Annotated in this window: 12 protein-coding genes; 10 read left to right on the top strand and 2 right to left on the bottom strand. The window is 71.2% G+C overall.

All coding sequences use genetic code 11. The annotated features are described in order from the left end of the window. Positions 1-82: 82 nt before the first annotated feature. The 9 genes from ABT147_RS25965 (at position 83) to ABT147_RS25925 (ending at position 10,416) form a co-directional block, all read left to right on the top strand. A complete protein-coding gene (locus tag ABT147_RS25965) occupies positions 83-982 on the top strand; it encodes an ATP-binding cassette domain-containing protein (RefSeq protein ID WP_351410230.1) in 900 nt (299 codons plus the stop codon). A 52-nt stretch (positions 983-1,034) separates the two neighbouring features. Next, the gene (locus ABT147_RS25960) at positions 1,035-1,907 is read left to right on the top strand and encodes a sugar phosphate isomerase/epimerase family protein (RefSeq protein ID WP_351410228.1); all 873 of its coding nucleotides are present in this window, start codon (positions 1,035-1,037) and stop codon (positions 1,905-1,907) included. 86 nt (positions 1,908-1,993) lie between these two features. Further along, the gene (iolC, locus tag ABT147_RS25955) at positions 1,994-2,962 is read left to right on the top strand and encodes a 5-dehydro-2-deoxygluconokinase (RefSeq protein WP_351410226.1); all 969 of its coding nucleotides are present in this window, start codon (positions 1,994-1,996) and stop codon (positions 2,960-2,962) included. Between the two features lie 4 nt (positions 2,963-2,966). Then, a complete protein-coding gene (locus tag ABT147_RS25950) occupies positions 2,967-3,839 on the top strand; it encodes a Cgl0159 family (beta/alpha)8-fold protein (protein WP_351410224.1) in 873 nt (290 codons plus the stop codon). Then, positions 3,836-4,726 carry a 5-deoxy-glucuronate isomerase gene (iolB, locus tag ABT147_RS25945; RefSeq protein ID WP_351410222.1) on the top strand — a complete coding sequence of 297 codons (891 nt, stop codon included), beginning with the start codon at positions 3,836-3,838 and terminating at the stop codon, positions 4,724-4,726. The genes ABT147_RS25950 and iolB overlap by 4 nt, the downstream gene beginning before the upstream one ends. Beyond that, positions 4,723-6,606 (top strand): 3D-(3,5/4)-trihydroxycyclohexane-1,2-dione acylhydrolase (decyclizing), encoded by a 1,884-nt coding sequence (iolD, locus tag ABT147_RS25940; RefSeq protein WP_351410219.1) that lies wholly within the window; start codon positions 4,723-4,725, stop codon positions 6,604-6,606. Before iolB ends, iolD begins: the two co-directional genes overlap by 4 nt. Positions 6,607-6,635: 29 nt before the next feature. Further along, positions 6,636-8,132, top strand: a complete 1,497-nt coding sequence (locus ABT147_RS25935; RefSeq protein ID WP_351410218.1) for a CoA-acylating methylmalonate-semialdehyde dehydrogenase — start codon at positions 6,636-6,638, stop codon at positions 8,130-8,132. Between the two features lie 34 nt (positions 8,133-8,166). Continuing rightward, on the top strand, positions 8,167-9,363 hold the full coding sequence (locus ABT147_RS25930; RefSeq protein ID WP_351410216.1) for a Gfo/Idh/MocA family protein: 1,197 nt from the start codon (positions 8,167-8,169) through the stop codon (positions 9,361-9,363). Positions 9,364-9,417: 54 nt separating this feature from the next. Further along, positions 9,418-10,416, top strand: coding sequence for a sugar phosphate isomerase/epimerase family protein (locus ABT147_RS25925; protein ID WP_351410214.1), 999 nt, complete (start codon positions 9,418-9,420; stop codon positions 10,414-10,416). Between the two features lie 49 nt (positions 10,417-10,465). Here the strand turns inward: ABT147_RS25925 and ABT147_RS25920 are convergent, their stop codons facing one another. Beyond that, a complete protein-coding gene (locus ABT147_RS25920) occupies positions 10,466-11,641 on the bottom strand; it encodes an FAD-dependent monooxygenase (RefSeq protein ID WP_351410212.1) in 1,176 nt (391 codons plus the stop codon). 369 nt (positions 11,642-12,010) lie between these two features. Here ABT147_RS25920 and ABT147_RS25915 point away from each other — a divergent pair, with 369 nt between their 5' ends. Next, complete coding sequence (locus ABT147_RS25915) at positions 12,011-13,015, top strand: sugar ABC transporter substrate-binding protein (protein WP_351410210.1); 1,005 nt, start codon at positions 12,011-12,013, stop codon at positions 13,013-13,015. Positions 13,016-13,122: 107 nt separating this feature from the next. Here ABT147_RS25915 and ABT147_RS25910 read toward each other — a convergent pair whose 3' ends face one another. Next, a complete protein-coding gene (locus ABT147_RS25910) occupies positions 13,123-14,124 on the bottom strand; it encodes a LacI family DNA-binding transcriptional regulator (protein WP_351410207.1) in 1,002 nt (333 codons plus the stop codon). Between the last annotated feature and the right edge of the window lie 92 nt (positions 14,125-14,216).

Below are 14,216 nucleotides of genomic sequence, written 5' to 3'. Positions count from 1 at the left end.
CCTTCCTCGGCGTGATGCTCCTGATCGCCGCCCTCGTCAACTTGTGGGTCCGCAGCCAGGCGACCCGGAGGTGAACCACCCCATGACCAACACCACCACGGCTGTCGTCACGGACACCGAACCCCAGAACGACACCCCCGTCGTCGAACTGCGCGGCACCGGCAAGGCGTATGGCAACGTCCGCGCCCTGCACGGTGTGAACCTCACCGTCCACCCCGGCCGCGTCACCTGCGTTCTGGGTGACAACGGCGCCGGCAAGTCCACCCTCATCAAGATCATCTCCGGGCTGCACCAGCACACCGAGGGCGAGTTCCTCGTGGACGGCGAGCCGGTGCGCTTCTCCACCCCGCGCGAGGCCCTGGACGCCGGCATCGCCACCGTCTACCAGGACCTGGCGACCGTGCCCCTGATGCCGGTCTGGCGCAACTTCTTCCTCGGCTCCGAATTCACGCGTGGCCCGTGGCCGATCCGTCGTCTCGACATCGACAGGATGAAGAAGACGGCGGACGAGGAACTGCGGAACATGGGCATCGTCCTGGACGACCTCGACCAGCCCATCGGCACCCTCTCCGGCGGCCAGCGCCAGTGCGTCGCCATCGCCCGCGCCGTCTACTTCGGCGCCCGCGTCCTCATCCTCGACGAACCCACCGCCGCCCTCGGCGTCAAGCAGTCCGGCGCGGTCCTGAAGTACATCGCCGCCGCCCGCGACCGGGGCCTCGGCGTCATCTTCATCACCCACAACCCCCACCACGCCTACATGGTCGGCGACCACTTCAGCGTCCTGCGCCTGGGCACCATGGAACTCTCCGCCGCCCGCGACCAGGTCAGCCTCGAAGAACTCACCAACCACATGGCCGGCGGCACCGAACTCGCCGCCCTCAAACACGAGTTGGCCCAGGTCCGCGGCGTGGACGTCGAGGAGCTCCCGGAGGAGAAGGACCTCACCGCACCCGTGGCGGCGACGTCCGAACCGACCGCGTGAACCGGCCCCGACGCTCCACCGTCCTCCCCTGACACCCCGGAAGGCACCCGTCGTGAAGATCGCCCTCGACCCGTACATGATCCGCGATGTCCCGCTCCTCGAACTGCCCTCGGTGGTCGCCGAGTTGGGCTACGAGTGGATCGAGCTCTCCCCGCGAGAGGACTTCATCCCCTTCTTCCGCCATCCGCGCGTGGACGACGCCACCGTACGGAAGTTCCGCAAGGCGCTGGACGTGGCCGGCGTCGGGATCTCCTCCCTGCTGCCGCTCTTCCGCTGGTCCGGCCCGGACGAGGACGCGCGGCAGGCCGCCGTCCGCTACTGGAAGCGGTCCATCCAGATCTGCTCGGACCTCGGTGTGGACAGCATGATCTCCGAGTTCAACGGGCGCCCCGAGGACCCGGACCGCAGCGAGGCCCAGTTCTGGAAGTCGATGGACGAACTCCTTCCGCTCTTCGAGCGGGAGGGCATCAAGCTGGCCCTGGAGCCGCACCCGGACGACTTCATCGAGGACGGCCACGACGCGGTGAACCTGATCCGCGGGATCAACCATCCCAGTGTCAGCTTCCTCTACTGCGCCCCGCACACCTTCCACATCGGCAACGACGCCCCCGGCATCATCAAGCACGCGGGCGAGCTGCTCACCCATGTCCATCTGGCCGACGTCCTCGACCACACGGCCTCCTCGGGCAACCGCTACATCGTCAACCCGCCCGGCACGGCGGCACGCGTCCACCAGCACCTCGACATCGGTCAGGGTGAGGTCGACTTCGACGAGCTCTTCCGCGAACTGCGCGCGAACGGCTTCGACGGCACCCTCACGTCCTGTGTCTTCGCCTGGGAGGACCGCGCGAAGGAGTCGTCCGTCTTCATGCGGAAGAAGATCGACGAGTATCTGGCCACCTGGACCCGAGGTCAATTGACCTGACAATCTATTGACAGGACATATGCGGGAAGGCATCGTTCTCGCTGTCATCGTTTAAAGCGCTTCAAGAAGGAAGGGGAGCCGCCGTTATGCCGTTCGAAGTGCTGACCATGGGCCGGGTGGGGGTGGATGTGTATCCGCTCCAGACCGGTGTGGGGCTGGCCGAGGTCACGTCGTTCGGCAAGTACCTCGGCGGCAGCCCCACCAACGTCGCGGTGGCCGCCGCCCGTTACGGACACACCGCCGGCGTGATCACCAAGACGGGCCGCGACCCGTTCGGGGACTTCGTCCGGCAGGCGCTTGTGGGATACGGCGTCGACGCCGGCCTCGTGGGGGTCTCGGACATCGCGCCGACGCCGGTGACGTTCTGCGAGATCTTCCCGCCGGACGACTTCCCGCTCTACTTCTACCGGCTGCCCAAGGCCCCCGACCTGGACATCCGCCCGGAGGAGCTGGACCTGGGCGCGGTGCGCGACGCCCATGTCTTCTGGATGACCGGCACCGGGCTGAGCGAGGAGCCGAGCCGCTCGGCCACCCTCGCCGCGCTGGCCCATCGGGCGAAGGCCGGCACGACGGTCTTCGACCTGGACTGGCGGCCGATGTTCTGGAAGGACCCGGCCGAGGCCCGGACGTACTACGCCGAGGCCCTGCGCCACACCACGGTCGCCGTCGGGAACCTCGACGAGTGCGAGGTGGCGACCGGCGAGCGCGAGCCGTACGCCGCCGCGAAGGCGCTGCTCGCCGCCGGGGTCGAGCTGGCCGTGGTCAAGCAGGGCCCCAAGGGCGTGCTGGCCATGACCCGGGACGGTTCGACCGCCGAGATCCCGCCCGTCCCGGTGGACGTCGTCAACGGCCTGGGCGCGGGTGACGCCTTCGGTGGCGCGCTGTGCCACGGGCTGCTGTCCGGCTGGGACACGCGCCGCACCGTGTCCTTCGCCAACGCCGCCGGCGCGATCGTGGCGGGCCGGCTGTCCTGCTCCGACGCCATGCCCACCGGGTCCGAGGTCGAGGCCAAGCTCCGCGAGGCAGCCCTCGCATCCGCTGAACGAGAGGTGTGACGCCATGCTGCCCGACCAAGTGAGCCGGATCGTGGGGGCCCGCGTCGGCGACCCCGGCGCCATCGCGGCGGCCGCCGCCCGCCGGGTGAGGGCGACCTCGCTGCTCGGCGAGCACGGCAAGGCGATGATCATCGCCGCCGACCATCCCGCACGCGGCGCCAACGGCGTCGGCGGCGACCCGACCGCCATGGCCGACCGCTTCAAGCTGCTCGACCGGCTCTGTGTGGCGCTGGACCGGCCGGGGGTGACGGGGGTGCTGGCCACCGCCGACATCCTGGAGGACCTGCTGCTGCTCGGTGTCCTGGACGGCAAGAGCGTCTTCGGTTCCATGAACCGGGGCGGGCTGGCGGGTTCGGTCTTCGAGATCGACGACCGGTTCACCGGATACGACGCGGAGACGATCGCCGCGATGGGCTTCGACGGCGGCAAGATGCTCACCCGTATCGCCCTCGACGACCCGGCCACCCCGTCGGTCCTGGAGAACACCGCCCGCGCGGTCGACGAGCTGAACGACCGTCACCTCATAGCCATGGTCGAGCCGTTCCTCTCCGTCTGGCAGGACGGGCGGATCCGCAACGACCTCTCCCCCGACGCCGTCGCCAAGTCCGTCACCATCGCCTCGGGGCTCGGCCGCCGTACCGCCTACACCTGGCTGAAGCTGCCGGTCGTCGACGACATGGAACGCGTCCTGGCCTCCTCCACCCTGCCCGCGCTGCTGCTGGGCGGCGAGGTCAAGGACGCCGACGCGGCCTTCGCCTCCTGGGGCAAGGCGCTCAAGCAGCCCACCGCGCAGGGCCTGGTCGTCGGCCGCTCCCTGCTCTACCCCTCGGACGGCGATGTCGCCGGAGCCGTGGACCGGGCGGTGAGCCTGCTGTGAGTGACACGAGCAAGTACCACCTGCCCAGGGGCACTTCGGCCGACGGCCCCTACGACCTCCTGGTCACGCCGGAGTCGGCGGGCTGGGGATACTCCGGCCTCAGGGTGCTGACCCTGAAGCCGGGCGAGGCGCACGCCCTGTCCACCGGGGATTCCGAGTTCCTGGTCCTGCCGCTGACGGGCTCCTGCACCGTCACCACGGACGGCGGGATCTTCGAACTCGCCGGTCGGACAGGCGTGTTCGCCTCGACCACCGACTTCGCGTACGTACCGCGCGGGTCGGAGGCCCTCATCAGCAGCGCCTCCGGGGGACGGTTCGCGCTGCCCTCCGCCCGTACCGAGCGGGGAGGTCTACCGGCTCGGTACGGGCGCAAGGAGGACGTGCCCGTCGAACTGCGCGGCGCCGGGGCCTGCTCCCGGCAGGTCAACAACTACTGCCTGCCGGGCACGTTCGACGCCGAACAGCTGCTGGTGTGCGAGGTCCTGACGCCGGGCGGCAACTGGTCGTCGTACCCGCCGCACAAGCACGACGAGGTACGCACCGACGACACCGGCGACCCGGTCGAGTCCGAGCTGGAGGAGATCTACTACTTCGAGATCGCCGGCGACGGGAACGGCTTCGGCTACCAGCGCGTGTACGGCACGGCCGACCGGCCCCTCGACGTCCTCGCCGAGATCCGCTCCGGTGACACCGTGCTCATCCCGCACGGCTGGCACGGTCCCTCGGTCGCGGCCCCCGGATACGACCTCTACTACCTCAACGTCATGGCCGGTCCGGGGCAGGACCGCGCCTGGCTGATCTGCGACGACCCCGCCCACGGCTGGGTGCGCTCCACCTGGGCCGCGCAGGACGTCGACGACCGGCTGCCCTTCGGAGAGAACCGATGAACACAGTGCGACTCACCACCGCCCAGGCCCTCGTACGCTTCCTGGCCAACCAGTACAGCGAGCGCGACGGCCAGGAACACCGCCTGATCCCCGGTGTCTGGGGCATCTTCGGACACGGCAACGTCGCCGGCATCGGCCAGGCGCTCCTCCAGGCCGCCACGACCGGCGAGGCCGATCTCCCCTATTACCTGGCGCGCAACGAGCAGGGCATGGTCCACGCGTCGGTGGCGTACGCCAAGATGCGCGACCGGCTGGCGACCTTCGCCTGCACCGCCTCCACCGGCCCCGGCTCGACCAACATGATCACCGGCGCGGCGCTCGCCACCACCAACCGCATCCCGGTCCTGCTGCTGCCGTCCGACATGTTCGCCACCCGGGCCGCCGACCCGGTGCTCCAGCAACTGGAGGACACCCGGGGCGGGGACGTCACCGTCAACGACACCTTCCGGGCCGTGTCCAAGTACTTCGACCGTATCTCGCGTCCCGAGCAGCTGATCCCGGCCGCGCTGGCGGCGATGCGGGTGCTGACCGACCCCGTCGAGACCGGCGCCGTCACCCTCGCGCTGCCGCAGGACGTGCAGGCGGAGGCCTTCGACTGGCCCGTCTCCTTCTTCCGGCACCGGGTCTGGCATGTGGGCCGCCCGGTGCCGGAGCCGGCCGCCGTCGAGCGGGCCGCCGCACTGCTGCGCGGGGCGCGGAAGCCGCTGATCGTGGCCGGTGGCGGCACCGTCTACTCCGGGGCCGAGACCCAGCTGCGGGCCTTCGCCGAGGCCACCGGCATCCCGGTCGCCGACACCCACGCGGGCAAGGGCGCCGTCGCCTGGGACCACCCGTACGCGGTCGGCGGCCTCGGCTCCACCGGGTCGTACGCCGCCAACGAACTGGCGAAGGACGCCGACGTCGTCCTGGGCATCGGCACCCGGTACTCCGACTTCACCACCGCCAGTCACACCGTCTTCGGCAACCCGGACGTCACGTTCGTCAACCTCAACGTGGCCCGGCTGGACGCCGTCAAGCACTCCGCCGAGCCGCTGGTGGCCGACGCCCGGCTCGGTATCCAGGCCCTCGCGGGCGCGCTGACGGACTGGGAGGTGGACCAGGAGTACCGCGACCGGACCCGCCGGCTGATCGCCCGTACCCGGGAGATCGAGGAGGAGTGCTTCGCCCCCGGGCGCAACACCGGTGAACTCCCCGCCCAGACCCAGATCCTGGGCGCCCTCAACGACGTGCTCGGCGACCGTGACGTCGTCATCAACGCGGCCGGCTCCATGCCCGGCGACCTCCAGCAGCTGTGGCGGGCCCGGGATCCGAAGGCGTACCACGTCGAGTACGCGTACTCCTGCATGGGCTACGAGGTCGCGGCCGGTGTCGGTGCCAAGATGGCCGATCCCTCGCGCGAGGTGGTCGTGCTGGTCGGCGACGGCTCGTATCTGATGATGGCCCAGGAGATCGTGACCATGGTGTCCGAGGGGCTGAAGGTCATCGTCGTCCTCGTCCAGAACCACGGCTTCGCCTCCATCGGCGCCCTGTCGGAATCACTCGGCTCGCAGCGGTTCGGCACCAAGTACCGCTTCCGCGACGGCGGTTCGGGACAGCTCGACGGCGAGGTGCTGCCCGTCGATCTCGCCGCGAACGCCGCCTCGCTCGGCGCGGACGTCCTGCACGCCACCTCCGTGGACGAGTTCCGCTCGGCGATGGAGAAGGCCAAGGCCGCGACCCGCACCACGGTCGTCCATGTCGAGACCGATCTGTACGGGCCCAACCCGCCCGGCCACGGTTGGTGGGACGTCCCCGTCAGCGAGACCTCGGCCCTGGACTCCACCCGCGGCGCGTACGAGACGTACGCCTCCCACAAGCTCGACCAGCGGCACTACCTGTAAGTCCCGTCCCCGCAAAGGAAACCCGCACCGTGACTACCATCCAGCACTGGATCAACGGCTCCCCCACCGCCGGTACGGGGACGGAGACCGCGCCCGTCTTCAACCCGGCCACCGGGCGTGAGCAGGCCCGTGTCGTCCTCGGCGGCGGCGCCGACGTGGACGCGGCCGTCGCGGCCGCCACCGCCGCCTTCGAGACCTGGTCGGAGTCGTCGCTCTCGCAGCGCACCCAGGTCATGTTCGCCTTCCGGCAGTTGCTCGTCGAGCACGAGGAGGAACTCGGGCGGATCATCTCCGCCGAGCACGGCAAGACCGTCGACGACGCACGCGGCGAGATCACGCGCGGCCGGGAGGTCGTGGAGTTCGCGTGCGGACTCGGTGACGTGCTGAAGGGGTCCTTCTCGGACCAGGTCTCGCGCGGTGTGGACGTGCACGACTTCCGCCAGCCGCTCGGTGTCGTCGCCGGCGTCACGCCCTTCAACTTCCCCGCCATGGTGCCGCTGTGGATGCACCCGATGGCCATCGCCACCGGCAACACCTTCATCCTGAAGCCGAGCGAGCGCGACCCGTCGGCGGCGAACTTCGTCGCCGAGCTGTACCGGAGGGCCGGCCTGCCCGACGGCGTCTTCAACGTCGTGCACGGCGGCAAGCCGGCCGTCGACGCGATCCTCACCCACCCGGGCATCGAGGCCGTCTCCTTCGTCGGCTCCACGCCGATCGCCAAGTACGTCCACGAGACCGCGACCGCGCACGGCAAGCGCGTCCAGGCGCTCGGCGGCGCCAAGAACCATGCCGTCGTCCTGCCGGACGCCGACCTGGAGTTCGCCGCCAACCACATCACCGCCGGCGCCTACGGTTCGGCGGGCGAACGCTGCATGGCCGTCTCCGTGGCCGTCGCCGTCGGTGACGCCGCCGACGCCCTGGTCGAGATCCTGGAGCGCAAGGCCCGCGAGGTGAAGGTCGGCCCCGGCGACCGGCCCGGCACCGAGATGGGCCCGCTGGTCACCAAGGCCGCCCAGGAGCGTGTCGAGAACGCGGTCGGCGGCGCGGCGGCCCAGGGCGCCACCGTGGTGGTCGACGGGCGGGGACTGAAGGTCGAAGGACACGAGGACGGCTTCTTCACCGGCCCCTCCCTCCTCGACCACGTCGGCACCGAGATGGACGCCTACAAGGAGGAGTTGTTCGGCCCGGTACTCGCCGTCGTCCGCACCGAGTCCCTGGACCAGGCCGTCGACCTGATCAACGCCAACCCCTACGGCAACGGCACCGCCCTGTTCACCGCCTCCGGCGAGGCCGCCCGCCGCTTCCAGCGCCAGGTCAAGGTCGGCATGATCGGCATCAACGTCCCCGTGCCCGTGCCGATGTCGTACTACTCCTTCGGCGGCTGGAAGGACTCCCTCATCGGCGACTCCCCCATCCACGGCCCCGAGGGCGTCCGCTTCTACACCCGCCCCAAGGTCGTGACCACCCGCTGGCCCCAGCCCGCCCAGCAGGTGACCGCCGGTTTCAACTTCCCCACTTCCAGCTGACTTTCCCCGCAGGGACTCTTCGAAAGGCACTCCCATGACGACTTCGGGCAAGCCCCTCTCCGTCGCGGTCATCGGCGCCGGTATGGCCGGCCGCAGCCATGCCGCCGGTTACCGCAACGCCAACACGGTCTTCGGTGCCGGTCTGCCGCCGGTGCGGCTGGCCGCGGTCGCCGACGCCAACGTCGCGCTCGCCGAGGACGCCGCGCGCCGCTACGGGTTCGAGAAGGCGCTCCCGAGCTGGGAGGCCGTGGTCGAGGACCCGACGATCGACGCGGTGAGCATCGTCGTCGGCAACGCCCTGCACCGGCCGATCGCGGAGGCGCTGGTCGCGGCGGGCAAGCATGTGCTGTGCGAGAAGCCGCTGGCCGGGTCGCTCGAAGACGCCCGCGCCATGGCCGAGTTGGAGCGTTCCGCCGGGGTCGTGACGTCCGTCGGCTACACCTTCCGCCGCTCCCCCGGCATCGCCGCGATCCGTGACCATGTGGGGCGCGGTGAGCTGGGTGACCTGACCCTGTTCAGCGGCCGGTACTGGTGCGACTACGCGACCGACCCGAACGGCCCGCTGAGCTGGCGCTTCAAGGGCGGCCCGGGTTCCGGCGCGCTGGGTGACGTCGGCTCGCACATCATCGACGCCGCCGAGTACGTGGCCGGGCCCATCGTCTCGGTCTCCGGTGCCGCGCTGTCGACGCAGATCCCCAAGCGTCCGCTGCCGCTGGGCACGGTCGTCGGGCACAACGCGGCGCCCGTCTCCGACGAGTTCGGCGAGGTCGAGAACGAGGACACCGCGTCGTTCACGGCCCGCTTCGAGTCCGGGCTCGTGGGCACCTTCTCGGTGACGCGCACCGGCTTCGGCCTGCCCAACGGGCTGTTCTTCGACGTCCTGGGCCTCGGCGGCCGGGCAGCGTTCGACCAGCACCGGCCCGCCGAGTACCTCTTCGACGACGCCCAGCCCGACGCCCGTACGCGCGGCGCCCGGCAGATCATCGCCGGCCCGCAGATGCCGTACTTCGCGGGCGGTGTCCCGATGGAGGCGCCCGGTGTGGGCGCCAGCAACGGCGACAACTTCACCTACCAGGCCCGCGCCTTCCTCGACCAGGTCGCGGGGGTCGCCGAGCCGCTGCCGGCCTGTGCCACGTTCGCCGACGCGCTGCGCACGATGGAGATCATCAAGGCCGTCGTGGAGTCCTCGCAGGCCGGTGGCGCCGCCGTCACGGTCCCGCCCGTCGGCTGACCGTCCACCCCACTCGTAGAGCCCGAAGAGTCCGAAGAGAAGGAAACAAGAGACATGGCCCTCAAGCTCGGCGCCTACACCGCCTGTCTGCACGACCGGACGCTCCCCGAGGCCCTCGACGTCCTCAAGGAGAACGGTCTGACCTCGGTCGAGGTCAACACCGGCGGCTTCATCCCCTCCCCGCACTGCCCGGTCGACCTGCTGCTGTCCTCGGCCACGGCCCGCGCGGAGTACCTGGCGACGTTCGCGGACCGAGGCATGGAACTCACCGGCCTCAACTGCAACGGCAACCCGCTCAACCCGCTGCCCGGCGTCGGCCCGAAGCACGCCGACGACCTGCGCCGCACGATCCGGCTCGCGGGGCTGCTCGGGGTGCGGCACGTGGTCACCATGTCCGGCACGCCGGGCTCCGACCCCGACGCCAAGTACCCGTCCTGGGTGGTCAATCCGTGGGACGGCGTCTACATGGACGTCCTGGACTACCAGTGGGGTGTGGCCGTCGAGTTCTGGAAGGAGATCGACGCGCTCGCCCGGGAGAACGACGTCCGGGTGGCCATCGAGATGCATCCGCACAACGTGGTGTTCTCCCCGGTCACCCTGAAGCGTCTCGTGGACGAGGGCGGGCTGACGAACGTCGGCGCGGAGATGGACCCCTCGCATCTGATGTGGCAGGGCATGGACATCGTGGCGTCCATCAAGTGGCTGGGCCCGCTGGTGTTCCACGCCGCCGCGAAGGACGCCACGCTCTGCCCGGGCGCCGACATCCGCGGTGTCCTGGACACGTCGTTCACCCGGGTGCCCGCCGACGCCCCCGGCAAGGTGCCCACCGGGTACGGCTTCTGGTGCAACTCGTGGCCGGAGAACCCGGCGTGGAAGTTCGTCGCCGTCGGCGAGGGCAACGACGTCCCGTTCTGGACCGAGTTCCTGCGCGCCCTCGCCGAGATCGACCCCGACATGGCGGTCAACATCGAGCACGAGGACGCCGCCTACTCCCAGACGGAGGGGCTGGCCCTGGCGGCGAAGAACCTGCACGCGGCTTCGGCGGCCGTCTGACGGACCCCGTCCGTCCGGCTCCGCGCCCGCCGGTGGGCGCGGAGCCGTCCTACGACGCCCGCTCGTCGAACGTGTCGGTCCCCCACGCGCCCGCGTGGGGGCCGAACCGGTTCTCGGCCGCCTGGGCGGCCAGGCGGGCGTTGCGGGCGTCCGCCTCCGGCCCGTCGGGCAGGTGGTAGTCCTCGCCCGCCCGCGCGGAGCCGGCCTGCACCCGCGTGGCGGCGGTCAGCCGCCGGCCCACGTACCGGTCGAGCGCCTCGGGTACGTCGGCCGGGCCCGTGTCCGCCAGGCAGTCGCCGAGCACGGCCGCGTCGACCAGGGCCTGGGCGGCGCCCTGGGCGTGGAACGGCACCATCGCGTGGGCGCTGTCGCCGAGCAGGGTGACGCGCCCGAGGTTCCAGCGGGCGAGCGGGGCGCGGGTGTGGATGCCGTAGCGGAGCACCGTCCCCGTCCGGCCGAGGAGGCTGCGCACCCGGGGGTCCCATCCCTCGAACGCGCGCAGTTGCTCCTCCGGTTCGGCCCGGGCGGTCCATGACTCGCGCGCCGCGTCGGTGCCGACGACGCCCACGACGTTGAGCAGTTCCCCTCGCCGCACCCGGTAGTGCACGAAGTGACGTCCCGGTCCGAGCCAGAGCGCGTACTCCGGCAGGTCGAGGTCGGCGACCCGCTCGGCCGGCAGCAGGGCGCGGTAGGCGGCGGTCCCCGAGAACAGGGCCTCGTCCGGGCCGAACAGCCACCGGCGGGCCGAGGACCGTACCCCGTCCGCGGCGACGACCAGGTCCGCCTCCAGTCGTTCGCCGGCGGCCGTCGTCACCGTCGCGGAGTCGTCGTCCTGGTCGATGGCCACGGCCACGGAGTTCAGACGCACCGATCCGGGCGGTACGGCGGCGGCCAGGGCCTCGTGCAGATCGGCGCGGTGGGCCTGGAGGTACGGTGCCCCGAAGGCGTCCTCGGCCTCGCGTCCCAGCGCGTAGTGGCAGATCTCGCCGCCGTCGGACCAGGTGCGGAAGCTCAGCCGGGACGGCCGGACGGACCGGGCGGCGACCGCGTCGAGCAGGCCGAGCCGGCGCAGGACCCGGGTGGCGTTGGGCGCGAGCTGGATGCCCGCGCCGATCTCGGTGAACCGCGGCGCCTGCTCGACGAGCGTCACCTCGCACCCGGCACGCCTGAGGCTCAGCGTCGCGGCCAGACCCCCGATACCCGCCCCCACGACGATCGCCCTCATGCCCCCACCTCAGGTCGACGTCTCCTCACGCTACCGGCGGACGGGGAGCGGGGGCAGGCGCGCGGCGACGTGAGGTCACCGCGCGCCGGTGCTCGGAGCGAGGCCCGCTCCACCGGGATACACAGCTCCGCACCCGCCTCCGCTCCTTACAGGCACCCGCCCGAGCCATTGCGCCGGGCGGGTGCCTGTCTCTGTCCGCCTCCGCGCGAGCGCGACCTCGCACTTTGTTGAGACGTCCTGACATACCCGTTGACATCCTCGGGGGACGGCTCCATAGTCATGCCACTAGAGCGCACTAGTAAAGCGCGCCAGTGCCCGGGCCACAGGTCCGCACACCCACCCTGACCAGCACAGCGAGGTGCGAGGGACATGCACAGACACCATCGAGTCGCCGCTCTGACCGCCACCGTCCTGGCCGGCGCGCTGTTCGCCGCCGGCTGCTCCAGCGGGTCCGGCGGCAAGAAATCCGAGGAGGGCGGGGACGCCGCGGCGGCGGGCCAGGCCGACACCCCGCGCATGACCGTGGCCATGGTCACCCACGCCTCCCCCGGCGACACGTTCTGGGACCTCATCCGCAAGGGCGCCCAGGCGGCGGCCGCCAAGGACAACATCAAGCTCGTCTACTCCGCCGACCCCAACGCGGGCAACCAGGCCAACCTCGTACAGAACGCGATCGACCAGAAGGTCGACGGCATCGCGCTGACCGCCGCCAAGCCGGACGCCATGAAGGACGTCATCGCCAAGGCCACCGCCGCCGGCATCCCCGTCGTCGGCTTCAACTCCGGCCTCGACGACTGGAAGGACCTCGGCATGCTGGAGTACTTCGGCCAGGACGAGAACATCGCCGGCCAGGCCTTCGGCGAGCGCCTGAACGAGGCGGGCGCGAAGCACGCCCTGTGCGTCATCCAGGAACAGGGCCAGGTCGCCCTGGAGGCGCGGTGCGCCGGACTCAAGAAGGGCTTCGACGGCACCACCGACATCCTCTACGTCAACGGCACCGACATGCCCTCCGTGAAGTCGACGATCACCGCCAAGCTCAAGCAGGACTCCTCCATCGACCGGGTGGTCACCCTGGGCGCGCCGATCGCGCTGGCCGCCGTGCAGTCGGTGTCCGACGCGGCCGGTGAGGCGAAGGTCGCGACCTTCGACCTCAACAAGGACCTGGTGAAGGCGGTCCAGGACGGCGACGTCGATTTCGCCGTCGACCAACAGCCGTATCTGCAGGGCTATCTCGCCGTCGACGGCCTGTGGCTGTACAGGAACAACGGCAACTTCAGCGGCGGCGGCACCGCACCCGTCCTCACCGGCCCCGCGTTCATCACCAAGGAGAACGTGGACACCGTCGCCGGGTTCGCGGCGAAGGGCACCCGCTGACCACGACGGCCCGAATCGGCGCGACGCACGACGGCACGACGGCACGACCAGGAGAGGCCGGCACCGCCCACGCGGTGCCGGCCGCTCCCCCGACCCATGACCCGGGGCTACGCCTCCGCGGCCGGCACCGGCCCGCTGCTCTCCCGTACCACGAGCTTCGGCTCCAGCACCGCTTCGCGCGGCTCCAGTTCCGGCTTCTCCAGCCGCTCCACCGCGAACCGCACCGCGTGTTCGGCCATGAGCCGCGCGTCCTGGCGGACGGTGGTCAGGCCGACCGGCATGAGGTGGGAGAGGTGGCTGTCGTCATAGCCGACGACGGACAGATCGCGGGGGACCTGGACTCCGGCCCGGATCAGGGTCATCAACAGGCCCATCGCGCTGCGGTCGTTGCCGGCGAGGACCGCCGTCGGCAGGGGCCGCCCCCGGTCGCGTTCCGCGAGGAGCAGACGGCCGGTCTCGATGCCCGACTCCTCCGTGTGGTCGCCGGGCACGACCCGGGCCTCGGCCTCCAGGCCGTGGCGGCGCATCGCCGCCCGGTACGCGCGCCGCCGCTCGGCCGAGCCGGGGCCCCGGCCGCCGTCGATGTGCGTGATCCGCCGGTGCCCCAGTTCGACGAGGTGGTCCATCGCCTGCCGTACGCCTTTGCCCTCGGCGGAGTGCACGAAGTCGACGTGGGCCCGGGGGACCCGGCGGCTGACGGAGACGGCGACGGTACGGCGTCCCACCGCTTCGAGGAGGGCGGGTTCGGCGAAGGAGCCGAGCAGGATCAGGGCCTCGCAGCGGTGGCTGAGCAGCGCCTCGACGGCCTTCTCCTCGCTGCGGTCCCGGGTGGCACCGGAGAGCAGGACCTCGTAGCCGAGGTGTTCGGCCTCGGGGTAGATGCCCTCGATGAGGTTGGTGTGGAAGGCCTGGTGGACGGTGAACAGCACGCCGAGGGTGCGGCTGCGGCCGCGCGCCAGCAGCCGGGCCGCGCTGTCGGGCCGGTAGCCGATCTCGTCGGCGACCCGCAGCACCCGCTCCCGGGTCTCCTCGCTCGCTCCCGGCTGATTGCGGAACACGATCGAGACGAGCGCCCGGGAGACGCCCGCCCTCGCGGCGACATCCGCCATCGTGGGCCGCTGCCTGCCCGCTGCATCCACCTGTGAACCCACCCTCCGGATCGCCGCCCACCCTAGGCCCTGTCGTCACATTCCCGCCTGCC

It is taken from the genome of Streptomyces sp. NPDC001868 (assembly GCF_040297125.1).
In the GTDB taxonomy this organism is placed as follows: Bacteria; Actinomycetota; Actinomycetes; order Streptomycetales; family Streptomycetaceae; genus Streptomyces.
This window is presented reverse-complemented; position numbering and strand designations above follow the sequence as displayed.